Here is a 23,003-nt window from a genome sequence, read left to right as displayed (position 1 = left end):
AAGTTTCATCCGTGGCGAAGAGTTCGAAGATTTCTGCGAGTCACGAGCCCGGTGGACTGATCGTCCACATCAGCGGCCTGCTGCCCTCGCTGTCCCCGGCCGAACAGCGGGTGGCCCGGCTGGTCGTCTCCGATCCGGCGGACGCCGCCCGGCGCACGATCACCGACCTCGCCACCGCCGCCGAGACGTCCGAGGCGACAGTGATCCGCTTCTGCCGCTCGGTCGGCATGGACGGCTATCCCCAGCTGCGGATCCGCCTCGCCGCCGAGGCCGCCCGCCGGATCGAGCCGCCGGACGCGCGGGTGGTCGGCGGCGACATCCCGCCCGGCGCCGACCTGGCCCAGATCATCGCCACCATCGCGTTCAACGACGCCCGGGCCGTCGAGGAGACCGCCGAGCAGCTCGACCCGGCGGTCTGCGAGCTGGTGGTCGAGGCGATCGGCGCGGCCGGCCGGATCGACGTCTACGGCGCGGGCGCCAGCGGCTTCGTCGCCTCCGACTTCCAGCAGAAGCTGCACCGCATCGGCCGCATCGCGTTCTACTTCCCGGACGTGCACACCGCGCTCACCTCTGCCGCCCTGCTCGGGCGCGGCGACGTCGCGGTCGGCATCTCGCACACCGGCACCACGTCCGACGTCATCGAGGTGCTGGAGCAGGCGCGGGCCCGCGGAGCCACCACCGTCGCGCTCACCAACTTCCCGCGCTCGCCGATCACCGACGTCGCCGACCACGTGCTCACCACCGCCGCGCGGGAGACGACCTACCGCTCCGGCGCGACGGCCAGCCGGCTGGCCCAGCTCACCGTCGTCGACTGCCTCTTCGTCGGGGTGGCCGCGCGCAGCCGGGCCCGGACCAAGAAGGCGCTCGAAGCCACCGCCGAGGCGGTCAAGTCGCGCCGGGTCGGTCCCGGCCGGAGGCGGGGATGACGGCGGGCCGGGTGGAACGCGACGGCGTGGCGGCGATCCAGCCGGTGGTGCGTGTCGGCGCGCCCACCGAGCGCCGCAACCCGCACAGCTTCGACCTCGACCTGATGTCCACCCGCGACGTGCTCACCGTGATCAACGAGGCCGACCGGCGGGTGCCGGCCGCCGTCGCCGCCGTGCTGGACGAGATCGCCGAGACCGTCGACCTGGCGGTGGCCGCGCTGCGTGACGGGCACCGCGTGCACTACTTCGGCGCCGGCACCTCCGGCCGCCTCGGCGTGCTGGACGCGGCCGAGCTGGCCCCCACGTTCAACTCGCCCCGGCACTGGTTCTGCTCGCACCTCGCCGGTGGCCCGGACGCCATGTGGCGGGCGGTCGAGGACGCCGAGGACGACGAGCTCGGCGGCGCCGCCGAGGCCGCCGAGTGCGTACGCCCGGGCGACCTGGTGGTGGGCCTGGCGGCCAGCGGACGCACCCCGTACGTCCTCGGGGCGCTCGCCGCGTCCCGGGAGCTGGAGGCCGCTACGGTGCTGCTCTGCGCGAATCCGGAGGCCGAGGCCGCCGCGTCGGTGGACGTCTTCATCGGGGTGGACACCGGGCCGGAGGTGGTCACCGGGTCGACCCGGATGAAGGCCGGCACCGCGCAGAAGTTGGTGCTCAACACGTTCTCCACGGCCGTCATGGTGCGTCTGGGCCGTGTCTACTCGAACCTGATGATCGACATGGTGGCCACGAACGCCAAACTGCGCGGCCGCATGATCTCGATTCTCATGGAGGCCACCGGCTGCGCCGAGGAGGTCTGCCAGGTCGCCCTGCGGGAGGCCGACGGCGACCTCAAGACCGCACTCGTCGCGCTCGTCTCCGGCGCCGAGGTGCCGGCCGCCCGGGCCGCGCTGGCCCGCTCCGCCCACCAGGTACGCGGCGCGCTGGCCCTGCTCGCCTCCTGAGCGCTCCGGCCCGCTCTTCCCGCCGGATCCACCCGCCCGGCGCATCCGCCAGGCGGGTGCGACGCGTATCACGTGCGGGAGGGGGACGTTCCCGCCCGCACGGATTGTTCAACGAGGCGGAGGGTAATCCTGAGCGTGGCTGAACCGACCGGTCCGCGAGCGCGTATCTCGCAGTGACCAGGATCGCAACGACCCGGTGACGCGGCTCGCTGTGTTCATGGAACAGGCAATGGTGCCATTCCATGGGCGAATAGCGATTCAGCAGCTCCGGCAGGCGTCGAAAGCCGTGTCCGGAAGCCGTCCGAACCGGGCCGGTAACAGGAAACATGGACCGGGCTCTCAGCTAGTACTCAGGCATTCGTGACAGTTTCGACTCACGACATGGAATCCCCGACGCGTCACACCTGTTGTGTAGGTGTCAGCACCTACGGGCACAGCGGAGGTTACGGGGAGGGCTGATGAACGTGGGGATGGCAAGGAACCGGGCAACCGGCGCGAGCGAGGGGACCGTGGCAATCGTGGACAAGAACATCGGCATGCGTACCGACGAGGTCGCCGAGGAGCGGGACCTGGTCGGCGTCTACCTGCACGAGATCTCCCGGACGCCGCTGCTCGACGCCGCCCGGGAGGTCGACCTTTCCAAGGCGATCGAGGCGGGCCTCTACGCCGAGCACCTGCTCGACTCAGAGCGCATCCCCGACGGCGTCGACCGGGAGGACCTGGAGCGGCTGGTCGTCGAGGGTGAGCGCGCGAAGGACCTGTTCATCCGCGCGAACCTGCGGCTGGTCGTGTCGATCGCCCGGCGTTACGTGCGCTCCGGCATGCCCATGCTGGACCTGATCCAGGAGGGCAACACCGGCCTGGTCCGGGCGGTCGAGAAGTTCGACTACGAGCGTGGCTTCAAGTTCTCCACCTACGCGACGTGGTGGATCCGCCAGGCCATCAGCCGGGCGATCGCCCAGCAGGAGCGGACCGTACGGCTGCCCGTGCACCTGGTCGAGGACGTCAACCGGATGCGCAACGTGGCCCGGCAGCTCACCCGTGAGCTGGGCGCCGACCCGGAGCCGGAGCAGATCGCTACCGCCCTCGGCGTGACCGTCGAGCGGGTCAACGAGCTGGTCCGCTGGTCGCAGGACACCGTCTCGCTGGACACGCCGGTCGGTGACGACGGCGACACCAATCTCGGTGACCTGGTCGCCGACAGTGACGCGCCGTCGCCCGAGGAGATCGTGCTCACCGGCCTGGAGCGGCAGCGGATCGAGGGTCTGCTCAACCACCTCGACGACCGGTCCGCCGGCATCATGCGGGCCCGGTACGGCCTGGAGGACGGGCGCGAGCACTCGCTGACCGAGGTCGCGTCGCGGTTCTCGCTCTCCCGGGAGCGGATCCGCCAGCTGGAGATCCAGGCCCTCGGCCGGCTGCGTGAGCTGGCTCGCGCGGAGGGGCTGCAGGCGGCCTGACCTGGTAGTAATTGAGACAACGAACGGCCGGCGTCCGACAGGGGGACGCCGGCCGTTCGCCGTCCGCGTCGATCAGACCCGGCCGTAGCCGGCGATCGACATGATGTTCATACCGCGTTTGCTGACGTTGCGTCCGGCGCTCGGCGCGTCGATGATCTGGCCGTTGCCGACGTAGAGCGCCACGTGCCCGAGCCCGGAGTAGAACACCAGGTCGCCCGGTTGCAGCTCGCTGCGGCTGATCCGCTTGGTGGCGCTCCACTGTCTCGCCGCGCTGTGCGGCAGCGACTTCCCGGCCACCCGCCACGCCGCGAGCGTGAGACCCGAGCAGTCGTAACTGCCGGGGCCGTCCTGGCCGTAGCCGTAGGGCTTGCCGACCGCGCCGTAGGCGTACCGCACGGCCTTGCCGGCGTCACCGGAGACGGCCGGGGGCTTGCCCGCCGAGCCGGCGTTGCCGGGCGCCTCGGTGGCCCGCCCGTACGCCCTGCGCCGCATCTCGTAGAGGCCGGCCAGGTCTCCCTCGATCCGCGTCTTCGCGGTCTTGAGCTGCTTGGCCTGCGCGGCCTCGCGGGCGAGCGTGGTGTCCAGCCGGATCTTCTGGTCGATCAGCCGCTGCTGGTCGGCGGTGAAGCTGGAGAGGGTGCGCTGGCGCTGGCGGGTGAGCTGGTCCAGGGTGCCCAGCCGCTCCGGCAGCGTGGCCTGGCCGCCCGGGTCCAGCAGGGCCGCGGCGGTACGCATGCCGCCGGTCTTGTACGCCGTCGCCGCCAGCACGCCCACCTCGGCGCGGCTGCGCTCGGCCTGTTCCTGCAACGGCCCGATCCGGGCCTCCAACTTGGCCGCGGTGGCCTTGTTGGCCTTGATGTCCTCGTTGAGCTTGTTGTAGGACTCGACGATTCGCTCCAGCTCAGTCGAGGACTTCTCGATCTGCTTCGTCAGCTCGGCGGGGGTGGGCTCGGCCCGAGCCACCTGCGCCGGGGCGAGCAGCGCGGCCGAGAGGCCGGCCACCGCCAGCGAGCGGAGCAGCATCCGTAAGGACGACAAGAGCGGAAAGCTCCTCTCCCACCGGTCGCCGGGCGCGTTCGCGACCCGGCGACACCGGCCCGGGGCCATCCGGGCGGATGGCTGTCGACCGGGCCGACCTGCACAACCTAACCCGTGATCGGAGTAGCCGGGAGTTCAAGCAGGGGCGAAAGTTGGCAAAGTGGCGGAAAGTGACGATGATGCGTCTGACCGTCCGTGCCCACCTCGCCGACCGGCCGTACCCGGGTTCGGGGTGTCTGCGTAGATGGCGTGGCTCGCCCCATTGGTCGTTCTGGGCGGATGTCGTCAGCCACCGCCACGCAAAGTCATGACAAAGGCTGAAATCGCTCTCTCTTTCCGGCGGGCCACCCGGAGCAGGCCCGGCGGTCGACCGCCGAAAACCCGAGGTCAGGTGGCGGACCCGCAACACAATGAAGCCCGGAACCGGGATTCCCGCACGGGATCCGCGTCCCCGGGAGGCCGCCGTGCAGACCGACCGCTCCGCCACCCAGCCGCCCCGACCGGCCACGCCGAAGCTGCTCTACGCCCGGCCCGGCATCGTCGTCACCGCCGAGCGCTTCACCGTCGGCCGCAACACCTGGCCGGTGGCCGAGATCACCCAGGTGCGGACCGACCGCGGCCCGCACGACCGGCTCGCGATCCGCGCGGTCGTCGTGTCCGCCGCGATGATCGCCGCGGTCGGGGTGCTGCTCGGCTTCACCGGCGGCCTGCACCGGCTCACCGCCGGGGCGTACCTCATGCTCGGCGGGGTCGGGCTGGTGCCGCTGCTGCTCGTGCTGATCGGCGACCGCTGGCGGCCCCCGGCGCACGAGCTGTGGGGACGCGTCCGCGGCACCGAGGTGTTGCTGTTCAGCAGCGACGACGAGCGGCAGTTCGGTCAGGTCAGCCGGGCGCTGCGCCGCGCCCGTGAGGTGGCGCGCATGGGTGGCTGGGCCGACCCGCCGCCGGCCGAGCCGTGGAGGCCGCCGCGGTGAGCGGCGCTCAGCCCGCGACCGGCTCCGGGGTACGCGGCCGCTGCTCGGCCGCCACCCACTGGCTCACCCGCCGCTCGGCGTAGAACGAGACGAACGGCACGGTGCCGGCGAGCATCACCAGCAGCATCCGCTTCAGCGGCCACTCGGCCCGGCGGGACAGGTCGAACGTGAGCGCCAGATAGAGCATGTACAGCCAGCCGTGCGCCACCCCGACCACGCCCACCACGCTCGGGTTGTCGAAGCCGTACTTCAGCGGCATGCCGATCAGGACCAGCACCACGAGCGCCACGCCCACGATCCAGGCGATCACGCGGTACCGGGTAAGGGCTCCGCCCACCGTCGTCCGTCCTTCCGCACCGGCCTCAGCCGGGATAGTCGCCGGGCCGGGCGCCCGGATTGGCGTTCAACCAGGATAGATAGCGGTTGTACGCGGCCAGCTCGGCGTCGTCCGCCCCGTCCGCCGGGGCGGCCGGCACCCGCACGACGCGCACCGGACGGCGTACCGCCGGGACGGCGTCGACCGGCTCGGGGCCGGCGGCGGCCGACGGCGCCGGATCGCCCGGCTGCTGCGCGTCGTCCGCCGGCTTGCCGCGGAGCGCCTGCCGGACCTCACGCCACCAGACGAAGATCACGAAGCCGGCGAAGACCGGCCACTCGATCGCGTAACCGAAGCTGATCGCGTTCCCCCCGGCGGCGCGGGTGACCTGCCACCAGCCCAGCCCGAGGCAACCCGCCACCAGCACGACCATGGCCACGTGGCGGACGATCCACGCCGGTGTCCAGAGCCGATTCATGCCCACGAGAGTACCGGGGCCGCCGGGCGTCTCCGACACGGCGTCGTAGCGCGGGCGGTGGTTTGGTGGCACGCCCGCTGGGCATCCGAACAGGTGCCAACCCGAACGAGACGAGGGGGCGACGATGACCGAATCGGTACGCCGGGACGCGAGCCCGGAACAGCGGGTCGCGGAGTGGGACGGCGACCACGCCCGCACCGTCGACGGCGAGCAGCTCGGGGTGGACCCGGTGGAGTTGGGCGACGAGGACCTGGTCCGGGAGATGCAGAGCCTGCACCGCACCCGGCTGGACACGCTGCGCCACGCCACCGACTCGGCGCTCGCCAACCACCTGCGGCGCACCGCCGAACTGGAGACCGAGTACCTGGCCCGGCACCCCGGCCGGGAGGTCGACCCGAGCCGGTTGCGGGACGCCTGATGGCCAGCCACGCCGAGCGCGGCATGTCCGCGCCACCGGAGGTGGTGTTCAACACCGCGACCGACCCGGACCGCTCCTCGGCCTGGCTGCCCGAGCGGCTCCGCAACTCCGGCACGTGCCGGGTCGAGGTCGTCGACGCCGACGACATGCGGGCCCGGTGGAGCGCCGCGGACTGGTCCGCCGAGATCGACGTGGAGCCGGCCGGCGCGGGCGGCGCCCGGGTGCGGCTCGACCTGGCCGGCCCGGACCACGACCTGGCCGACGAGATCCTGGCCAACCTCGACCGCGAGGTGGCCGACAACCTGACCGCCGGATGAGCCCGGCCCGCACGACGAGCACGAGGAGGCCGGGTTGACCGGGAGTGGCCTGAAGCAGAAGGTGGCGCGCCTGCGCCAGGCGTACGCGCCGCACGAGCACCGGCCGCTGGAGGGCTACCTGAAGGCGATGGGCACGTACGCGGGCGTGACCGCCGCGCTCGTCGGCCTGGTCCGGGCGACCGGCCGGCCGGTGCCTGAGCGGCCCACGCCGGCGGACGTGGTGCTGCTCTCGATCGCCACGCACAAGCTCAGCCGGCTGCTGTCCAAGGACGCGATCACCAGTCCGCTGCGGGCGCCGTTCACCCGCTACGACCACCCGATCGGCAGCGGCGAGGTGATGGAGCAGGTCCGCGACGAGGGCAGCCCCACCCGGCACGCGCTCGGCGAGCTGGTCAGCTGCCCGTTCTGCCTGGCGGTCTGGGTGGCCACCGGGCTCACCGGCGGCCTGGTGCTGGCGCCCCGGCTGACCCGGCTGGTCGCCACCGCGCTGACCGCGGTGGCCGCCTCCGACTTCCTCCAGATGGGGTACGCGGTCGCCCAGCAGGCGGCCGAGGGCGAGCGCCACGAGGCGTGACCCACGGACACGAAAGGGGGCCGGCGAGCCGGCCCCCTTTTCCCGTGTCTCCCACCGTCAGGTGGGGGTGGTGCCGTGGTCCTCGCCGGCCCAGCCTCGCGACGCCTCCGGCTCCCGCTCGTCCTCGTCCTCCCCGGTGATGACCTCCCGGTCCACAGCGGTCTGGTCGTGCTCGTTGGCGAAGTCCGGCTCCGGGAGCGTGTCGACGCCCTCCGGAGGCTGGCCGAGCGCCGCCAGGTGCTCATGGTCGGGGTTGCGGTCGGTCATGTCGCGTCCTCTCGTCGGCGGGGGCTCAGGCGACCGTGCCGCCCAGCAGATCGGCCGCCTCGTCCGCCGCGTACTCGCCCTGGGGGAGCGCGGCGATCCGGGTGAGCAGCTCCGCGGGGAGTTCGGCGGCCACCGCCCGGCGGTAGATGTCCGCCTGAGTGATCCGCTCCTGGCCGTGGTAGATGTCGTCGAGCAGGTCGTCGAGCGGCCGGGTGTCCGGCTGCTCGGTCACGGGCGCGTCATCGGTCACGCCGACCACCTACCCGGCGCCGAACCGGTCAAACTCGCCCCAACCCCGCTCAGGCCCGTGCCGCAAGCGTGGCCCGGCGGGCCTGGACGGCCTGCGCCAGGTGCTCCAGCACCTCGGCCGTGCTGTCCCAGCCGATGCAGGCGTCGGTGACCGACTGGCCGTACGCCAGTTCCCGGGTCGGGTCCAGGTCCTGCCGGCCGGGCGTCAGGAAGCTCTCCAGCATGATGCCGACGATCCCGCGCTGACCGGCGGCGAGCTGGGCCGCCACGTCCGCCGCGACCAGCGGCTGGTTGCGGTGGTCCTTGCCGCTGTTGGCGTGGCTGGCGTCGACCACCACCCGCTCCGGCAGACCCGCGGCCCGCAGCAGGTCCAGTGCCCCGGCCACCGACTCCGCGTCGTAGTTCGGCCGGCCGCCCCCGCCCCGCAGCACCAGGTGCCCGTCCGCGTTGCCCTGGGTGTGCATGATCGCCGGGGTGCCGGAGACGTCGATGCCGGGGAAGACGTGCGGCACACCGGCCGCCCGGATCGCGTCCACGGCCGTGGCGATGCTGCCGTCGGGGCGGTTCTTCATGCCGATCGGCATGGACAGCCCGGAGGCGAGCTGCCGGTGCACCTGGCTCTCCACCGTCCGCGCGCCGATCGCGCCCCAGGCCACCGTGTCGGCGATGTACTGCGGGGTGATCGGGTCGAGGAACTCGCAGCCCACCGGCAGACCCAGGCGCAGCACGTCGAGCAGGAGCGCCCGCGCGGTACGCAGACCGGTGTTCACGTCGCCGGAGCCGTCCAGCGCCGGGTCGTTGATCAGGCCCTTCCAGCCCACCGTCGAGCGCGGCTTCTCGAAGTAGACGCGCATCACCACGAGCAGGTCGTCGGCGACCCGCGCGGCGGCCTCGCGCAGCCGGCCCGCGTACTCCAGGGCGGCGGCCGGGTCGTGCACGGAGCAGGGGCCGACGACGACGAGCAACCGGTCGTCGGCGCGGTCCAGCACCCGGCCGACGGCACGCCGGCCCGCCACGACGGCCTCGGCCAGCGGGGTGTCCAGTGGCAGGTGGTGGTGCAGCAGGGCCGGGGTGGTCAGCGGCACCACACGGTCGATGCGCTGGTCGATGACCCGATGGGCGTCCTGGGACGTGGTCACGGTGGGGATTCCTTCCGCCGACCGTGCCCCCGTGCCGGGTCCGGGGGATCGAGCCGGCTGCTCGCATACGAAAGGGCAGGGAAAGAATCCCTGCCCGGCCGGCTCGAAGAGGTAAGTGACGTCAGCTCATGGTCGAGTCACCGGCTCCTCCAGCCGGCTGCCTAAACCATCGATACGACCGCGTCACGTCGGTCAGCGTACCCGACGCGCGCCGGAAAGCCCGCTGTCGTTCCGAAGTGCGGAACGCGGGGTATGTGATCGGCATGACCACCAGCCATGACCCCAGTGACCAGGAACGGATCGAGTCCCGAGCGCACCTGCTGCCGGAGGAGGCGGCGGCGGGCAGCGACGACGCCGAGGCGCAGGCCGACGCGATCCTCACCGAGTCCGACATCCGCGAGGCGGACCAGAACGCCGCCCCCGACACGGTGCTGGAGCACCGCACCTCCGAGCAGACCGTCACCCCCGTCGAGCCGCCCGACTGAGCGTCGCGCCCCGGGCCCGGCGGGAACCCCGGTAACTGTCGTCCCGCAACCGGGCCAGCGGGCCGGCCAGGCGCAACCCCGGCGGCACGTTGCCGATCGGATCGAACGCGAGCGCGGCGTCCTCGGCGGCGCCGCGCTCGTCGAGGCGTACCTCGCCGAACGGCCGCCACCGGCCCACCGCCGAGGCCGCCGCCAGCACCAGCCGGGGCTCGTCGGCCGCGACCGCCGCGCCGGCCTCGGCCAGGCCGCGACCCAGGTCGGGTGACTCCGGGTCGGCCAGCACGGCCAGGAACAGCCGCCGCCCGCCGGCCCGGAACGGCATGATCGACGTGTACGTCCCGGTGAAGCGCCGCCGGGGCAGCGGCAGGTTCCGCAGCACCGGCGCGGCGCCGCTGGAACTGAACAGCAGGTCCACCGGCGGCTCCGGTTCGCGGTGCAGCCGCACCGCCACGCCCAGCACGTCCGGCCAGCCGCCCGGCGTCGGCACACCCTTGGACAGGCGGATCGTGGCCGGCCACCGGCCCGGTGAGTCGAGCAGCGGAACCCCGGCCGGCGGTCCCGGCGTACCCCAGATCCGGGCCTCGCCGCCGAACGTGCGCCCGGCCGGGTGCAGCAGCCGGGCGTGCCGGAGCCGGGCCAGCGCGGCGGCGGCGCGCTCGACGGCGGACGGTGTGGTGGCGGCCATGCCCGCACGGGTACCCCGGCGCGCACCGACGATGCTCCGGCGCGCGTGTCACCTTTCCGCCTCCGAGATCGGATAGCGTCGTCCCATGCCCGACAGCGGTTTCCCCTGGCCGATCGAGACGACCCGACTGGACAACGGCCTGCGCGTGGTGGTGAGCGAGGACCGCACCGCCCCGGCCGTGGCGGTCAACCTCTGGTACGACGTGGGCTCCCGCCATGAGCCGGCGGGACAGACCGGCTTCGCCCACCTCTTCGAGCACCTCATGTTCGAGGGCTCGGTGAACGTGGCGAAGACCGAGCACATGAAGCTGATCCAGGGCGCGGGCGGCTCGCTCAACGCGACCACCAACCCGGACCGGACCAACTACTTCGAGACGGTCCCGGCCGAGCACCTGGAGTTGGCGCTCTGGCTGGAGGCCGACCGGATGGGCGGGCTGGTGCCGGCGCTGACCCAGGAGACGCTCGACAACCAGCGTGACGTGGTGAAGAACGAGCGGCGGCAGCGCTACGAGAACGTGCCGTACGGCGACGCCTGGTTGCGGCTGCTGCCGCTGCTCTACCCGCCGGGGCACCCGTACCACCACGCGACGATCGGGTCGATGGCCGACCTGAACGCCGCCGACCTGGCCACCTTCCAGGAGTTCCACAGCACGTACTACGCGCCGAACAACGCCGTCCTCACCGTGGTCGGCGACACCACCGCCGCGGAGGTGTTCGCGCTCGCCGACAAGTACTTCGGCGGCCTCGACGCGCGCGCCGACATCCCGGCCGCGCCGGACGGCCGCACCGTGCCGGCCACCGGTCGCCCGGCGGTGGAGACGGTCACCGCCGACGTGCCCGCCCCCCGCGTCTACGTCGCGCACCGCACCCACCCGTTCGGCAGCCAGGGGTACGACGTGACAACGGTGCTGGGCACCGTCCTCGGCAGCGGCCGGGGCAGCCGCCTCTACCAGCGCCTGGCCGACGGTGAGCGGATCGCCCAGCCGGACCTGGTCGGCGCGTACGGGGTGGACCTGGCGCACGCGCCCGCCCCGCTGATCGCCACCGCCACGGCCCGCCCCGGGGTGAGCGCCGAGCGGCTGCGCGACGGGCTGGCCGAGGTGGTCGACGAGCTGGCGACAGTGCCGGTGACCGCCGCCGAGCTGGACCGGGCCAAGGCGCTGCTGAGCACCATGTGGTGGCGGCAGATGTCCACCGTGGACGGGCGGGCGGACACGCTCGGCCGCTACGCCACCCAGTTCGGCGACCCGGCCCGCGCGGCCGACCGGCTGCCGGCCTGGCTCGCGGTGACCGCCGAGCAGATCGCCGAGCAGGCCGCCGAGCTGCTCGGCGCCGCCGACCGGGTGATCCTGACCTACCTGCCCGAGGAGAAGTGATGTCGCTGATCGCCACCCGTCCCGGCCCCGGCGCCGCGCGCGCCTACCGGTTCCCGCAGGTGGTCCGGCGGACGGCGGCCGGCGGCCAGGTGGTCGCCGCGCACCTGCCCGGGCAGAACCTCGCCGTCGCGTTGCTGCTGCTCGACGGCGGCGCGGGCCGCGAGCCGGTCGGCAAGGAAGGGCTCGGCGCGGTGCTGGCCAAGGCCCTGGAGGAGGGCACCGCGCAGCGGGACGCCACCGCGTACGCGCTGGCCATCGAGGCGCTCGGCACCGAGCTGGCGACCGGGCTCGACTGGGACTCGTTCCAGGTGAGCGTGCAGGTGCCGGTGGACCGGCTGACCGCCGCCGTGGAGCTGCTGGCCGAGGCGGTCCGGACGCCCCGGCTCGACCCGGCCGACGTGCTGCGCGTACGCGACGACGAGGCGACCGCGCTGCGGATGGACTGGGCCAACCCGGGCCCGCGGGCCGACGCGGTGCTGCGGGCCGAGCTGTTCGGCGCGCAGCACCGGTGGGGCCGCCCGCTCTACGGCGACCCGGGCAGCGTGGCCGCGCTGGAGGTGGACGACGTCACGGTCTTCCACTCCGAGTGGTTCATCCGCCCCGGCACGCTCGTCGTCGCCGGTGACCTGGAACGGATCGACCTGGATGCGCTCGCCGCCACCGCGTTCGCCGGCGCCGGCGGGGGCCCGGTGGAACGCGGCGGCCCGATCGACGTGCCGCTGGCCGGGCAGCGCCGGATCATCCTGGTCGACCGGCCCGGCTCCGTGCAGTCGACGCTGCGGCTCGGTCACCCGTCCCCGCACCGCGCCCACCCGGACCACGTGCCGATGACGCTGGCCGGCACCGTGCTCGGCGGCGCGTTCACGTCCCGGCTCAACCACCTGATCCGCGAGGTACGCGGCTACACGTACGGGATCCGGGGCGACTTCGCCTCGTCCCGGCGCTTCGGGCGGTTCGCGGTCAGCTCCGGCGTGCAGACCGCGGTGACCGCGCCGGCGCTCGTCGAGTCGGTGGGCGAGATCTCGCGTACCCAGCTGACCGGGGTGACCGAGGAGGAGCTGGAGGTGGCGCGTTCCTGGCGGGCCGGGCAGCTCTCGGTCGAGTTGCAGAGTCCGCGGGCGATCGCCGCGGCCCTGACCACGCTCGTCGTGCACGACCTGCCGGACGACTACCACGCGCGGCTGCGGGAGCAACTGCTCGCGGCGACCGTCGAGGACGTCTCCGCCGCGGCCGCCACCTACCTGCACCCGGAGTCGCTGACCATGGTGATCGAGGGGGACGCGGCGGTCATCCGGGACGAGCTGGTCGCCAGCGGTCTCGGCGAGGTGGCCGACCACACCTGACCGGACGGGGCGGCGGGCCTGTGATTCCCGTCGCCCCGCATCCGCGCGGTGGGAAACGTTTCCCATCGTCGCCGCCCGGCTGGGTAGCCTCGCGGGCATGAGGATCGGCATTGTGGGAGCCACCGGCCAGGTCGGTGGCGTCATGCGGCAGGTGCTGGCGGAGCGCGAGTTCCCGGCGGAGCAGGTGCGCCTGTTCGCCTCGGCCCGGTCGGCCGGGCGCACGCTGCCCTGGCGCGACGGCGAGGTCACAGTCGAGGACGCGGCCACCGCGGACTACCGCGGCCTGGACATCGTGCTCTTCTCGGCGGGCAAGGGCACCGCGAAGGAGCTGGCTCCCCGGGTCGCCGAGACCGGCGCCGTGGTGATCGACAACTCGTCGGCGTTCCGGATGGACCCGCAGGTGCCGCTGGTGGTCGCCGAGGTCAACCCGCACGCGATCGCCGACCGCCCGAAGGGCATCGTGGCGAACCCCAACTGCACCACGATGGCCGCGATGCCGGTGCTGCGCCCGCTGCACGCCGAGGCCGAGCTGGTCAGCCTGGTGGTCGCCACCTACCAGGCGGTGTCCGGCGCGGGCCTGGCCGGCGTGGCGGAGCTGGACGAGCAGGTCCGCAAGGTGGCCGAGGACGCCACCGGGCTCGCGTTCGACGGCTCGTCCGTCGAGTTCCCGGCGCCGCGCTCGTTCGCCCGCCCGATCGCCTTCAACGTGCTCCCGCTGGCCGGCTCGATCGTCGACGACGGCTCCGACGAGACCGACGAGGAACAGAAGCTGCGCAACGAGAGCCGCAAGATCCTGGAGATCCCCGGGCTGAAGGTCTCCGGCACCTGCGTGCGGGTCCCGGTCTTCACCGGCCACTCGTTGCAGATCAACGCCCGGTTCGCCCGCCCGATCACCCCGGCCCGGGCCCGCGAGCTGCTCGACGGCGCGCCGGGTGTGGCGCTGCGCGACGTGCCCACCCCGCTGGAGGCGGCCGGCCAGGATCCGACGTACGTCGGGCGGATCCGCGCCGACGAGACCGTCGAGTACGGGCTCGCGCTGTTCTGCGCGAACGACAACCTGCGCAAGGGCGCGGCGCTGAACGCCGTGCAACTCGCCGAGCTGGTCGCCGCCGAGCGCTGAGGCCGGTCGTCGTCGTGGCCGCCCCCGCGTTACCCCGCCTCGGGCGGCGGGTAGACCGCCGTGCCGACACCGAGAGGGGAGCACCATGACAACGGTCGGAGAGTTCATGACGACCCGGTTGGTGACGATGGACGGCAACGACACGCTCATCGCCGCGGCGCAGGAGATGCGCGACAGCGCCATCGGCGACGTGGTGGTGACCGACGACGGCAACGTGGTTGGAATCGTCACGGACCGGGACATCACGGTGCGGGGCGTGGCTGAGGACATGGACCCCACCGCCACCCGGCTCAACCAGATCACCAGCAAGGACGTGGTGACGGTGAGCCAGTACGACGACGTGGTGGCCGCCGCCGACCTGATGCGCACGTACGCGGTCCGCCGGCTCCCGGTGGTCGACGACGGCCGGCTGGTCGGCCTGATCTCCATGGGTGACCTGGCGGTCGAGCGCGAACCCCAGTCGGTGCTCGCGGACATCAGCGCCGACGACCCCAACAACTGACCTGTCCGACGCGGTGACGCCGGCCCCCGGTTCGGGGGCCGGCGTCTTCGCGTCACGCCCGCGACGCCGCGCTCACCCGGATCGGGCGAGGTTGACCGCGGAACGGGTGGGCACACCGCATCTCGGACGGAAGACCGCAGATCGCGGGAGGAGTCGCCCGGTGGTGGACATGGCCACAAGATTCTTCGAGGACCTGGACCGGCGGGGGTTCGAGCCCTTGTTGGTCAAGACATCCGGAACGCTTCGCTTCGACCTGCACGAGGGCCCGCACACCACGCACTGGCTGCTGGAGATCGACCGGGGCAACCTGCGGGTCCGGCAGGAGGACGGCGAGGCGGACACCGTGGTCGGCACCGAGCCCCGCCTCTTCGCCGAGCTGGTCGGCGGCGAGGAGAACGCCATCGCGGCGCTGCTGCGCGGCGACATGACAGTCGTCGGCGACCTGCGGCTGGTGTTGCAGGTCGAGCGGGTCTTCCCCGGTCCGCCGGATTCCCGGGGACCACGTCACACGTTCGGTGGGAGGGATGCCTGATGCCCGGGGCAAACATCGTCCGCATCCTGGACGGCAACACCTTCGTGGTCAGCGAGGACACCGGCGACATCGAGGCCGCGCCGAACGAGCCGACGGGTCTCTTCTCGCTCGACACGCGCTACCTGTCGAAGTGGGTGCTCACAGTCAACGGCGAGCGGCTCAACTCGCTGTCCTACGACGACCTGCAGTACTACGAGGCCCGGTTCTTCCTGGTGCCCGGCGTGGCCACGCACTACATCGACGCGAAGCTGTCGGTGATCCGGGAGCGGGCGGTGGGCGGCAGCTTCCGGGAGACGCTGACCATCCTCAACCACGACGAGAAGGCAGTGGACCTGGAGATCCGGATGGACGCCGGGTCCGACTTCGCCGACCTCTTCCAGATCAAGGACGAGATCCTGAACAAGAAGGGCGAGCTGTACGCCGAGGCCGAGTCGGACCGGCTGCGCCTGGGCTACCGGCGGGGCAACTTCCGGCGCGAGACCGTCGTCTCCGCCAACCAGCCGGCCCGCTACGACAAACGCGGCTTCGCCTGGAGCCTGCGGCTGGAACCCAACGAGCAGTGGGACGCCGTCATCGACGTGCAGACGTTCGCCATCGGTCCCGGCGGCCGGGACCTGCGGATCGGGCTGCGCGCGCACGGCGTCGAGCGGCTCGCGCTCCAGCAGGACCTGGAGGAGTGGATCAGCCGGGCGCCGAAGCTGAACAGCGAGCACGAAGAGCTTGCCGCGACCTACCGGCGGAGCCTGGTCGACCTCGCGGCGCTGCGCTTCTCGCCGCTGTCGCTCGGCGGGCAGACGCTGCCGGCCGCCGGCCTGCCGTGGTTCATGACCATGTTCGGCCGGGACAGCATCCTCACCTGTCTTCAGGTGCTGCCGTTCGCGCCGGAGCTGTCGAAGACCACGCTGCGGATCCTCGCCGCGCTCCAGGGCACCCGGTTCGACGACTTCCGGGACGAGGACCCCGGGCGCATCCTGCACGAGATGCGCTACGGCGAGACCGCCGCGTTCGAGGAGCAGCCGCACTCGCCGTACTACGGCTCGGTGGACGCGACCCCGCTGTTCGTGGTGCTGCTCGACGAGTACGAGCGGTGGAGCGGCGACGGCGCGCTGGTCAAGGAGCTGGAAGTGGAGTGCCGGGCCGCGCTGAAGTGGATCGACAAGTACGCCGACCTGATCGGCAACGGCTACATCTGGTACGAGCGGCGCAACACCGACACCGGCCTGGAGAACCAGTGCTGGAAGGACTCGTGGGACTCCATCTCGTACGCCGACGGCACGCTGCCGCCGTTTCCCCGGGCCACCTGTGAGGTGCAGGGGTACGCGTACGACGCGAAGGTGCGCGCGGCCCGCCTGGCCCGGGAGTTCTGGGGCGACCACACGTATGCCGATCAGCTCGAACGCGAGGCCGCGGAGCTGAAGCGGCGCTTCAACCAGGACTGGTGGGTAGCCGACCGCGGCTTCTACGCGCTCGCGCTGGACCCGGACGGGCGCCAGTGCGACGTGCTCAGCTCCAACATCGGTCACCTGCTGTGGAGCGGGATCGTCGACGAGGAACGGGCGCCGCAGATCGCCGAGCATCTGGTGGGGCCCCGGCTCTGGTCCGGCTGGGGGGTGCGGACGCTGGCCGAGGGCGAGGTCCGCTACAACCCGATCGGCTACCACAACGGCACGATCTGGCCGTTCGACAACTCGTTCGTCGCGTGGGGCCTGCGCCGGTACGGCTTCACCGAGGAGGCGGCCACCGTGGCCAACGGCATCCTCGACGCGGCCACCTACTTCGACGGCCGCCTGCCGGAGGCGTTCGGCGGCTACCAGCGGGAGCTGACGAAGTTCCCGGTGGAGTACCCGACCGCGTGCAGTCCGCAGGCGTGGTCCACCGGCGCCCCGCTGTTGCTGATCCGCACCATGCTGGGCCTGGAGCCGCACGAGGGGCACCTGGCTGTGGATCCGGGCCTGCCGGTGGGCATGGGACGCATCGAGTTGCTGGACATCCCGGGCCGCTGGGGCCGGCTGGACGCGTTCGCGCGGGGCCGGCTCAACCTCGACGACGAACTGGCCGACTGAGTCAGTGCCCGGGAGGCGGCGCGCTGTGCGCCTCGTTCGGCGGCAGCAGGCAGAACTCGTTGCCCTCCGGGTCGGCCAGCACGGTCCAGCGCGGCAGCTCGCGCACCACTGTCGCGCCCGCCTCCAGCACGGCGGCCCGCTCCTCGGCGTCGCCGACCAGGTCGAGGTGGATCCGGCCGGGCTCTGGCAGCTCGGCGGCGGGGCTGATCCACAGGTCCGGCCGGCGGCCGTGCGGGTCGCGCAGCAGCACCGCCTCGGCCGGGTCGAGCGTGCCCTCGGCGAGCTTGACCCGGTCCTCCTCGACCACCGGCAACCCGGTGACCGCGCTCCAGAACGGCGCGAGCAGGTAGGGGTCGCGGCAGTGGATGACGATCGCGGCGAGGTCGGGCATGCCTCGAACCTAGTCGCCCGCGACGGCGGGCAGGACACTGTCCAGGAACGCGGCGGCCACCGCGCGCAGGTCGGGCCGGTCCAGGTCGAGCGCGTGACCGCCGTCTGTGAGCCACAGGTGTACCGGGTGGCCGGCGGCGAGCAGCCGGGCGGTCAGCTCGATCGACTGGGCGGCCGGCACCGCGACGTCGTCGCGGCCCTGGACCAGCAGCACCGGCACGCCGGAGCCCAGGTGGGTGGCCACTGTCGCGTCGGTGGTGGCCGGGTCGCCCGCGGCCGGCGGGTGGCCCAGCAGGTCGGCCCACGGGTCGTCGCCGGGGGCACGCCCGCGCCGCTGCTCCGGGTCGAGCGGGTCGACGGGCGCCCAGTACGCGAGCACGCCCGCCACATCGCCGGGCCGGTCCACCCCGCGCAGGGCGAGCTGAAGGGCCAGCATCCCGCCCGCCGAATCGCCGCCCACCAGCAGCCGCAGGTCGTCCGCCCCGGTCCGGGCGGCGCGCGCGGCTTCGCGTATGTCGTCGAGCTGGGCCGGCCAGCGTGCCTGGTGGGAGAACCGGTAGGTGGCCTCGACCACGCGCAGCCCGAGGGACGCGAGCGCCGCGCCGTCCTCCTCGGCGCGGGCGCGCCAGCCTCCGCCGTGGATCCAGAGCAGGACAGCGCGTTCGGTCATGGCGCCATCGTCGCCGCACCCGGCCCGGTGCGCGAGCCCGGTCTGCCGAGGGCAGATCGCCCCTACGGTCGCGTAACCTACCCGGGGTAAAGTTTCGCCATGCCGGAACTCGTGTACCCACCCGTGATCACCGCCGCGAAGACGATGTTCCGCCTGCTCGACCTGCGCCTGGACGTGTCCGGCAGCGACCACGTGCCGCGCAGCGGAGGGGCGGTGCTCGCGTCCAACCACGTGAGCTACCTCGACTTCATCTTCTGCGGCTACGGCGCGCACCCGGCCAAGCGGCTGGTCCGGTTCATGGCCAAGGACAGCGTCTTCCGGCACAGCGTGTCCGGCCCGCTGATGCGCGGCATGAAGCACATCCCGGTCAACCGCTCCGCCGGCGCCGGCTCGTACGCCAGCGCTGTCGGCGCGCTGCGCCGCGGCGAGGTGGTCGGCGTCTTCCCGGAGGCGACGATCAGCCGCTCCTTCACCGTCAAGGACCTCAAGAACGGCGCGGCCCGGATGTCGCAGGAGGCCGGCGTGCCGTTGCTGCCGGTGGCGCTCTGGGGCACGCAGCGACTGTGGACCAAGGGCCGCCCGCGCACGCTCACCCGCCGGCACACGCCGATCACCATCATCGTCGGCGAGCCGATGGACCCGGCCGCCTACCCGGACGCCACGGTCATGACCGCCGACCTGCGTACCCGCCTGTCGGCGCTTGTCGACCGGGCCCAGCGGGAGTACCCGGACCAGCCGTCCGGCCCGGACGACGCCTGGTGGCAGCCGGCGCACCTGGGCGGCAGCGCGCCCACCCCGGAGGAGGCCGTCGAGCTGGACCGGTCCGAGCGGCGCACCCGCAGCGCCTCCTGACCGCGCGGCCGCGCGCGTCAGCAGGCGGAGCCGGGCTGGTCGCGGGCCGGGACGTCCGACCGTGCCCACGGCGACACCTCGGCCACCGGCGGACGGTAGTAGTCGTCGCGGGACAGGAACTCCACCGGCAGCGAGCCCGGCAGCGTCACAGTGCCGAGCATCGGCCCGGGGGAGGCGGCGACCCGGGTGGAGAGCGCGTCCCGCTCCGGCGGGGAGAGGTCGACCAGATCGGGGTTGGCCAGGCGGTATCCGGCCACCGAGCGGCGTACCTGCCGGGCCAGCCCGGCGACCGGCCCGACCGGGCCGCTCAGTGCCAGCGCCGGCTGCCGGATGGTGCGCAGCGCATCGCAGACCACGCGCAACTCGGCCGTGCCGTCTCCGAGGTCGGCCAGTTCCAGCCGGGATGGCCACTGCCAGCGGATCTGACCGCTGACCAGGCGGGACAGCCGGACCGGACGCCGGTGCCGGGCACCCGTCCGGCTGTCCCGCCCGGGGACCACTGACAACTCGGAGCCACTGCAGACGTACACCAGGCGGCGGTCGGTCACGGTGATCGTCGCCGGCGTGGGCAGCGCCCAGCAGCGGACGTCCTCGGTGGGGCCCAGCAGGTGACCGGCGACCCGCAGCAGATGGTTCCCGAGCAGGCGTTCACCCGGCTCGGGCACCAGCGCGTAACGCCGGTCGAGCACGGGACGGGTCGGGTCGGCGTCGGCGTCGAACCGATGCGGCCCGACGAAGAATGGTGCGGCGTCCTCCGGCACGGTACGACCTCCCGGTGACGGTTGGCGGTATCAGGGAGCCTGCCGGATTCGTAGGGTGATTGTCATGACACCTGTTAGGGGGTCGGCCGGTCGGCCGACGCCTGCGACCGGTAGATGCCGATATCTTCCGGTCGGACGAGTCCGTCCTCGATCGCCCGGGCAAGCAGAGCCGCCTTCGTGGCGGCCGGACGCCCCGCTCGGGTGTACTTGATCCGCGCTCGGTCGACGTACTGCTTCACTGTGTGCTCGCTGATCTGCATCCGGCGCGCCACCGACGCCTTCGACATCGACTGGAACCACAACAGCAGCGCCTCACGCTCCTTGTCCGACAGGGCCGGACGATCCGGACGGGCGTCGCCGACCATCGCGCCGGCCAGCGCGGGCGGCACGTACGGCCGGTCGTGCGCCGCCGCCAGCACGGTTCCCACACAGTGCTCGCGTCCCTCGTGCTTGGCCAGGAACGCCACCGCGCCCGCGTCCAGCGCGGCCAGCATGGTCGGCGGGTCGCTGTGCTCGGAGTAGACCACCACCCGGCGCCCGGCCGCGCTCAGCTCGGCCAGCTTGTCCAGCACCATCCGGCCGTGCAGGCGCAGGTCGAGGAGCACCACCTCGGCGTCGGGAGCGGCCCGCAGCACCTCGTCCGGGTCGTCGCCGGTGGCCACCACCCGCAACCGCGGCTCGCCGGCCAGCCAGGCACGCACCCCGTCGATCACCACCGGGTGGTCGTCCACGATCGCCACCCTGATCGGCCACCCGGCGTTCACGTCCGCCGCCAGCGGGTCTGCGTCCATCTGATCTCCCCGTCCCGCTCGTGCAGGTGTTCCACCGGCCCACCCCCACCGGTCGTTGTCTCGTCCGGGCCGTCGTGATCCGGTGTCACCAGGCTGACCACCACCTCGTCCGGTCCCGCGACCACCGTCAGCCGGGCCCAGCCCTCGGCCGCGGCGAGCGCCGCCGTCAGCGGGTCGGCCAGCCCTCGCCGGATCTCCACCGGCAGCTCCGGTGGCATGCCGACCGCGACCAGGTCGATCGGCAGCCCGTTGCGCTCGGCCAGGTCGGCCGCCGCGCGCAGCTCGTGCAGCAGCGCGTCGGGCACGTCGTCCGACTCGGCGATGAGCCGGCGCAGCCGGGCGGCGGCCAGCACCGCCCGCCGCCGCACCGCCGGATCGGCCGGGTCGGCGTCGCCCGCCGCCAGTTCGGCGAGCACCTCCTCGGCGGTACCACTGACCAGAGCCAGCCGTTCCTGGCGCTCGGTGCGGGCCCGCTCGGCCGCCTCCCGCTCCGCCGCCACGGCCAGCGCCGCCGCCGCGGTGGCCGCCCGGTCGCGGGCCTGCGCGGTGATCGCCGCCGCGCCGACGAAGACCGCCACCGGCAGGGTGGAGGTGCCGTAAACGTACATCGTGGCCCGGCTCAGATCGGCCGGCGCGGTCGCGCCGTACAGCACCACCGCCGTCATCGCTGTCGCGCCGTGCGCGGCGAGCATGACCAGCAGCCAGCGCACCGACCGCTGCCAGAGCGCCAGCAGGAAGAACCAGGCCAGGCCGCCCCACACCCAGTTGGCGGTGCTGAACAGGAAGCGCTCGCCGGCGCCCGCGACGACCGCCGCGTCGACCACCAGCAGCACCACTGCCAGCGGCCGGGCCGGGGGCAGTCCGCCGCGCAGCAGCCGTACGCCGGTCCCGACTCCGACCAGCGCGGTCACCAGCCAGCCCGCCGCCACCACGGCCGGGGCCGCCATTCCCGGTCCGGCCCGCAACACGGCCGGCAGCGCGACCGCCAGGTGCCAGGCCGCCGCGATGACGATCGCGGCGATCCGCGCGCCCCCGTCGGACGCGTCGGCCACCGCGTGCGCCTCCGGCGGGGCCGTGGCCGGCGCTGGGCGCGTCGCCACCCGCGGCCGGGGCAGCGGGCGCAGCACGGAGTCGGCGGTCAGCGCCGTACCCGACTCAGTCGCCATCGGACCACTCCAGCCGAATCCGGGTGCCCGCGCCAGGGGCAGAAGCCACCACCGCGCGTCCGCCCACAGTGGCCATCCGCCCGTGGATCGACTCGCGCAGCCCGTACCGGTGGGCCGGGACCGTGGCGGGATCGAAGCCCGGACCGTCGTCGGCCACCTCGACCACGACGGCGGAGCCCTCACGGGCCAGGCGCAGCGAGGCAGCCGCGCCCGGCGCGTGCCGCGCCACGTTCGCGAGCGCGGCGGCGGCGCTGTCCGCGAGCGCCGTGGCGACCTCCGCCGGCAGCCGGCACGGCGCAAGCGTCGCGGTCACCGCCGGCCCGGGCATCCCGGCGAGCACCTCGCGCAGCCGTTCGTCCAGGTCGGTCTCGCCGGCCGCGCCCGCGGACCGCGCGCCGGCCAGGGCGGTGAGGGTACGCAGATCGTGCGCGCACCGCTCCCGCAGCGTCGCCGAGTCGGGGACCGCGCCGAGACCGACCATGGTGAGCGTGCCCAGGACGGTGTCGTGCAGGTCGCGGTTGTGCCGCCGTTCGGCCTCGCGGGCGGCGCGCGCCACCACCGCCTCGTGGGACAACCGCTGGTAGCCGGCGAACGCGGCGTCGGCGCGGCCGATCCGGCGGCGCATCACCGCTGTCATCACCGCCGTGCTTCCGGTCTGCACCAGCAGCGTGCCGGCGTGCGCCCGCGCCTCGACCGGGTTGCCGGCCAGCGTGGCCCCGGTGACGTACGCGGCGGTGACCAGCAGCCCGGCCGGCACCGACCAGCGCGCCGGGGCGGTGGCCTGCGCGTTGATCACCGTGGAGCTGGCGAGTACCGCGATCCAGCTCGCCTCGCCCGGCAGCACCTCCGGCGCGACCAGCCACGGGACGGCGAACGCGGCGGCGGTGGTCAGCGCGACGTCGCCGGCCACCAACGGGCCGTCGATGCCGTGCCGGAACGCCCGCCACGCGTACCAGACCGACCAGGCGGTGAGCACGACGACAGCGGGGATCAGCAGCGCCACCCGCACCGGCGGCGTCCGCACCGACAGCGCGACCACCGCGCCGACCAGGCCGCAGGTGAGCCGCAGAAGGGCAGGGAACGTCGTGAAGATGAGGGCGAACGCCTCGCCCGCCGGACGGGCCGGGGGAGACCCGGGCAGGGGCATGGCGGCAGCGACCGGCATCGG

At 73.4% G+C, this 23,003-nt stretch carries 28 protein-coding genes; 15 read left to right on the top strand and 13 right to left on the bottom strand.

From position 1 onward, the window contains the following. Positions 1-11: 11 nt before the first annotated feature. The 3 genes from FHU28_RS28515 (at position 12) to FHU28_RS28505 (ending at position 3,330) form a co-directional block, all read left to right on the top strand. A complete protein-coding gene (locus FHU28_RS28515; protein ID WP_184687836.1) occupies positions 12-926 on the top strand; it encodes a MurR/RpiR family transcriptional regulator in 915 nt (304 codons plus the stop codon). Further along, positions 923-1,870 carry an N-acetylmuramic acid 6-phosphate etherase gene (locus FHU28_RS28510; RefSeq protein WP_184687833.1) on the top strand — a complete coding sequence of 316 codons (948 nt, stop codon included), beginning with the start codon at positions 923-925 and terminating at the stop codon, positions 1,868-1,870. Before FHU28_RS28515 ends, FHU28_RS28510 begins: the two co-directional genes overlap by 4 nt. A 470-nt stretch (positions 1,871-2,340) precedes the next feature. Next, the gene (locus FHU28_RS28505) at positions 2,341-3,330 is read left to right on the top strand and encodes a sigma-70 family RNA polymerase sigma factor (protein WP_073830704.1); all 990 of its coding nucleotides are present in this window, start codon (positions 2,341-2,343) and stop codon (positions 3,328-3,330) included. A gap of 72 nt (positions 3,331-3,402) precedes the next feature. Here FHU28_RS28505 and FHU28_RS28500 read toward each other — a convergent pair whose 3' ends face one another. Continuing rightward, positions 3,403-4,368 carry a C40 family peptidase gene (locus FHU28_RS28500; protein ID WP_184687831.1) on the bottom strand — a complete coding sequence of 322 codons (966 nt, stop codon included), beginning with the start codon at positions 4,366-4,368 and terminating at the stop codon, positions 3,403-3,405. Between the two features lie 464 nt (positions 4,369-4,832). Between FHU28_RS28500 and FHU28_RS28495 the strand changes: the two genes are divergently transcribed. After that, on the top strand, positions 4,833-5,342 hold the full coding sequence (locus FHU28_RS28495) for a DUF6232 family protein (protein ID WP_184687828.1): 510 nt from the start codon (positions 4,833-4,835) through the stop codon (positions 5,340-5,342). Between the two features lie 7 nt (positions 5,343-5,349). Here FHU28_RS28495 and FHU28_RS28490 read toward each other — a convergent pair whose 3' ends face one another. Both FHU28_RS28490 and FHU28_RS28485 read right to left on the bottom strand, forming a co-directional pair. Beyond that, positions 5,350-5,679 (bottom strand): DUF3817 domain-containing protein, encoded by a 330-nt coding sequence (locus FHU28_RS28490; protein WP_184687826.1) that lies wholly within the window; start codon positions 5,677-5,679, stop codon positions 5,350-5,352. Between the two features lie 25 nt (positions 5,680-5,704). Beyond that, positions 5,705-6,136 carry a hypothetical protein gene (locus tag FHU28_RS28485; RefSeq protein WP_184687824.1) on the bottom strand — a complete coding sequence of 144 codons (432 nt, stop codon included), beginning with the start codon at positions 6,134-6,136 and terminating at the stop codon, positions 5,705-5,707. A gap of 124 nt (positions 6,137-6,260) precedes the next feature. Here FHU28_RS28485 and FHU28_RS28480 point away from each other — a divergent pair, with 124 nt between their 5' ends. The 3 genes from FHU28_RS28480 to FHU28_RS28470 are packed head-to-tail and all read left to right on the top strand — an operon-like array spanning position 6,261 to position 7,445. After that, entirely contained in the window at positions 6,261-6,554 is a 294-nt protein-coding gene (locus tag FHU28_RS28480; RefSeq protein ID WP_030502251.1) for a DUF6158 family protein, read from the top strand. Further along, a complete protein-coding gene (locus FHU28_RS28475) occupies positions 6,554-6,871 on the top strand; it encodes an SRPBCC family protein (RefSeq protein WP_030502250.1) in 318 nt (105 codons plus the stop codon). Before FHU28_RS28480 ends, FHU28_RS28475 begins: the two co-directional genes overlap by 1 nt. Before the next feature lie 34 nt (positions 6,872-6,905). After that, positions 6,906-7,445, top strand: coding sequence for a DUF1360 domain-containing protein (locus tag FHU28_RS28470; RefSeq protein ID WP_184687821.1), 540 nt, complete (start codon positions 6,906-6,908; stop codon positions 7,443-7,445). A gap of 57 nt (positions 7,446-7,502) precedes the next feature. On the opposite strand, the gene FHU28_RS28465 is transcribed toward FHU28_RS28470, so the two are convergent. Genes FHU28_RS28465 through FHU28_RS28455 form a run of 3 tightly spaced genes read right to left on the bottom strand, consistent with a single transcriptional unit; the run spans position 7,503 to position 9,109 of the window. After that, positions 7,503-7,712: a hypothetical protein gene (locus FHU28_RS28465; RefSeq protein ID WP_184687818.1), complete on the bottom strand. Its 210-nt coding sequence runs from the start codon at positions 7,710-7,712 to the stop codon at positions 7,503-7,505. Between the two features lie 25 nt (positions 7,713-7,737). Further along, complete coding sequence (locus FHU28_RS28460; RefSeq protein ID WP_018786980.1) at positions 7,738-7,971, bottom strand: hypothetical protein; 234 nt, start codon at positions 7,969-7,971, stop codon at positions 7,738-7,740. Between the two features lie 40 nt (positions 7,972-8,011). Then, positions 8,012-9,109: a 3-deoxy-7-phosphoheptulonate synthase gene (locus FHU28_RS28455; protein WP_184690006.1), complete on the bottom strand. Its 1,098-nt coding sequence runs from the start codon at positions 9,107-9,109 to the stop codon at positions 8,012-8,014. 254 nt (positions 9,110-9,363) lie between these two features. Here FHU28_RS28455 and FHU28_RS28450 point away from each other — a divergent pair, with 254 nt between their 5' ends. Continuing rightward, a complete protein-coding gene (locus tag FHU28_RS28450; protein WP_013288141.1) occupies positions 9,364-9,585 on the top strand; it encodes a hypothetical protein in 222 nt (73 codons plus the stop codon). Here the strand turns inward: FHU28_RS28450 and FHU28_RS28445 are convergent. Continuing rightward, positions 9,560-10,270, bottom strand: a complete 711-nt coding sequence (locus tag FHU28_RS28445; protein WP_184687816.1) for a phosphodiesterase — start codon at positions 10,268-10,270, stop codon at positions 9,560-9,562. The two genes, FHU28_RS28450 and FHU28_RS28445, sit on opposite strands and share 26 nt — an antisense overlap. 85 nt (positions 10,271-10,355) lie before the next feature. Between FHU28_RS28445 and FHU28_RS28440 the strand changes: the two genes are divergently transcribed. From FHU28_RS28440 to FHU28_RS28415, 6 genes are all read left to right on the top strand, one after another. Continuing rightward, positions 10,356-11,645 (top strand): M16 family metallopeptidase, encoded by a 1,290-nt coding sequence (locus FHU28_RS28440; RefSeq protein ID WP_184687814.1) that lies wholly within the window; start codon positions 10,356-10,358, stop codon positions 11,643-11,645. Continuing rightward, positions 11,645-12,988: a M16 family metallopeptidase gene (locus FHU28_RS28435; RefSeq protein ID WP_184687812.1), complete on the top strand. Its 1,344-nt coding sequence runs from the start codon at positions 11,645-11,647 to the stop codon at positions 12,986-12,988. Before FHU28_RS28440 ends, FHU28_RS28435 begins: the two co-directional genes overlap by 1 nt. Before the next feature lie 97 nt (positions 12,989-13,085). Next, positions 13,086-14,108, top strand: a complete 1,023-nt coding sequence (locus FHU28_RS28430; RefSeq protein WP_184687810.1) for an aspartate-semialdehyde dehydrogenase — start codon at positions 13,086-13,088, stop codon at positions 14,106-14,108. A gap of 85 nt (positions 14,109-14,193) precedes the next feature. Beyond that, complete coding sequence (locus FHU28_RS28425; protein ID WP_184687808.1) at positions 14,194-14,610, top strand: CBS domain-containing protein; 417 nt, start codon at positions 14,194-14,196, stop codon at positions 14,608-14,610. Between the two features lie 160 nt (positions 14,611-14,770). After that, on the top strand, positions 14,771-15,142 hold the full coding sequence (locus tag FHU28_RS28420; RefSeq protein ID WP_184687806.1) for an SCP2 sterol-binding domain-containing protein: 372 nt from the start codon (positions 14,771-14,773) through the stop codon (positions 15,140-15,142). Then, complete coding sequence (locus FHU28_RS28415) at positions 15,142-17,205, top strand: amylo-alpha-1,6-glucosidase (RefSeq protein ID WP_184687804.1); 2,064 nt, start codon at positions 15,142-15,144, stop codon at positions 17,203-17,205. The genes FHU28_RS28420 and FHU28_RS28415 overlap by 1 nt, the downstream gene beginning before the upstream one ends. A gap of 1 nt (position 17,206) precedes the next feature. Here the strand turns inward: FHU28_RS28415 and FHU28_RS28410 are convergent, their stop codons facing one another. Both FHU28_RS28410 and FHU28_RS28405 read right to left on the bottom strand, forming a co-directional pair. Continuing rightward, entirely contained in the window at positions 17,207-17,596 is a 390-nt protein-coding gene (locus FHU28_RS28410; RefSeq protein WP_184687802.1) for a VOC family protein, read from the bottom strand. A gap of 9 nt (positions 17,597-17,605) precedes the next feature. Then, the gene (locus FHU28_RS28405; protein WP_184687800.1) at positions 17,606-18,265 is read right to left on the bottom strand and encodes an alpha/beta hydrolase; all 660 of its coding nucleotides are present in this window, start codon (positions 18,263-18,265) and stop codon (positions 17,606-17,608) included. Between the two features lie 99 nt (positions 18,266-18,364). Between FHU28_RS28405 and FHU28_RS28400 the strand changes: the two genes are divergently transcribed. Next, positions 18,365-19,117: a lysophospholipid acyltransferase family protein gene (locus FHU28_RS28400; protein WP_184687797.1), complete on the top strand. Its 753-nt coding sequence runs from the start codon at positions 18,365-18,367 to the stop codon at positions 19,115-19,117. 17 nt (positions 19,118-19,134) lie between these two features. On the opposite strand, the gene FHU28_RS28395 is transcribed toward FHU28_RS28400, so the two are convergent. The 4 genes from FHU28_RS28395 to FHU28_RS28380 all read right to left on the bottom strand — a co-directional run bounded on the left by FHU28_RS28395 (position 19,135) and on the right by FHU28_RS28380 (position 23,000). Beyond that, positions 19,135-19,878 carry a hypothetical protein gene (locus FHU28_RS28395; protein WP_184687795.1) on the bottom strand — a complete coding sequence of 248 codons (744 nt, stop codon included), beginning with the start codon at positions 19,876-19,878 and terminating at the stop codon, positions 19,135-19,137. 74 nt (positions 19,879-19,952) lie between these two features. Then, a complete protein-coding gene (locus FHU28_RS28390; RefSeq protein WP_184687793.1) occupies positions 19,953-20,669 on the bottom strand; it encodes a response regulator transcription factor in 717 nt (238 codons plus the stop codon). Continuing rightward, the gene (locus FHU28_RS28385; protein ID WP_260413174.1) at positions 20,639-21,835 is read right to left on the bottom strand and encodes a hypothetical protein; all 1,197 of its coding nucleotides are present in this window, start codon (positions 21,833-21,835) and stop codon (positions 20,639-20,641) included. Before FHU28_RS28385 ends, FHU28_RS28390 begins: the two co-directional genes overlap by 31 nt. Further along, complete coding sequence (locus FHU28_RS28380; RefSeq protein WP_184687791.1) at positions 21,825-23,000, bottom strand: sensor histidine kinase; 1,176 nt, start codon at positions 22,998-23,000, stop codon at positions 21,825-21,827. Before FHU28_RS28380 ends, FHU28_RS28385 begins: the two co-directional genes overlap by 11 nt. Positions 23,001-23,003 lie beyond the last annotated feature (3 nt).

The sequence above is a fragment of the Micromonospora echinospora genome, assembly GCF_014203425.1.
In the GTDB taxonomy this organism is placed as follows: Bacteria; Actinomycetota; Actinomycetes; order Mycobacteriales; family Micromonosporaceae; genus Micromonospora; species Micromonospora echinospora_A.
The sequence above is the reverse complement of the archived record's forward strand: the minus strand, read 5'-3'. Positions and strand labels throughout refer to the sequence as shown.

What these genes read in the sequence shown, in the direction of transcription:
- FHU28_RS28510 (WP_184687833.1), top strand. Translation starts at nt 923, where the DNA reads ATGACGGCGGGCCGGGTGGAACGCGACGGCGTGGCGGCGATCCAGCCG.
- FHU28_RS28505 (WP_073830704.1), top strand. Translation starts at nt 2,341, where the DNA reads ATGGCAAGGAACCGGGCAACCGGCGCGAGCGAGGGGACCGTGGCAATC.
- FHU28_RS28485 (WP_184687824.1), bottom strand. Translation starts at nt 6,136, where the DNA reads ATGAATCGGCTCTGGACACCGGCGTGGATCGTCCGCCACGTGGCCATG.
- FHU28_RS28480 (WP_030502251.1), top strand. Translation starts at nt 6,261, where the DNA reads ATGACCGAATCGGTACGCCGGGACGCGAGCCCGGAACAGCGGGTCGCG.
- FHU28_RS28475 (WP_030502250.1), top strand. Translation starts at nt 6,554, where the DNA reads ATGGCCAGCCACGCCGAGCGCGGCATGTCCGCGCCACCGGAGGTGGTG.
- FHU28_RS28465 (WP_184687818.1), bottom strand. Translation starts at nt 7,712, where the DNA reads ATGACCGACCGCAACCCCGACCATGAGCACCTGGCGGCGCTCGGCCAG.
- FHU28_RS28450 (WP_013288141.1), top strand. Translation starts at nt 9,364, where the DNA reads ATGACCACCAGCCATGACCCCAGTGACCAGGAACGGATCGAGTCCCGA.
- FHU28_RS28445 (WP_184687816.1), bottom strand. Translation starts at nt 10,270, where the DNA reads ATGGCCGCCACCACACCGTCCGCCGTCGAGCGCGCCGCCGCCGCGCTG.
- FHU28_RS28440 (WP_184687814.1), top strand. Translation starts at nt 10,356, where the DNA reads ATGCCCGACAGCGGTTTCCCCTGGCCGATCGAGACGACCCGACTGGAC.
- FHU28_RS28435 (WP_184687812.1), top strand. Translation starts at nt 11,645, where the DNA reads ATGTCGCTGATCGCCACCCGTCCCGGCCCCGGCGCCGCGCGCGCCTAC.
- FHU28_RS28430 (WP_184687810.1), top strand. Translation starts at nt 13,086, where the DNA reads ATGAGGATCGGCATTGTGGGAGCCACCGGCCAGGTCGGTGGCGTCATG.
- FHU28_RS28425 (WP_184687808.1), top strand. Translation starts at nt 14,194, where the DNA reads ATGACAACGGTCGGAGAGTTCATGACGACCCGGTTGGTGACGATGGAC.
- FHU28_RS28415 (WP_184687804.1), top strand. Translation starts at nt 15,142, where the DNA reads ATGCCCGGGGCAAACATCGTCCGCATCCTGGACGGCAACACCTTCGTG.
- FHU28_RS28410 (WP_184687802.1), bottom strand. Translation starts at nt 17,596, where the DNA reads ATGCCCGACCTCGCCGCGATCGTCATCCACTGCCGCGACCCCTACCTG.
- FHU28_RS28405 (WP_184687800.1), bottom strand. Translation starts at nt 18,265, where the DNA reads ATGACCGAACGCGCTGTCCTGCTCTGGATCCACGGCGGAGGCTGGCGC.
- FHU28_RS28400 (WP_184687797.1), top strand. Translation starts at nt 18,365, where the DNA reads ATGCCGGAACTCGTGTACCCACCCGTGATCACCGCCGCGAAGACGATG.
- FHU28_RS28390 (WP_184687793.1), bottom strand. Translation starts at nt 20,669, where the DNA reads ATGGACGCAGACCCGCTGGCGGCGGACGTGAACGCCGGGTGGCCGATC.
- FHU28_RS28385 (WP_260413174.1), bottom strand. Translation starts at nt 21,835, where the DNA reads ATGGCGACTGAGTCGGGTACGGCGCTGACCGCCGACTCCGTGCTGCGC.
- FHU28_RS28380 (WP_184687791.1), bottom strand. Translation starts at nt 23,000, where the DNA reads ATGCCGGTCGCTGCCGCCATGCCCCTGCCCGGGTCTCCCCCGGCCCGT.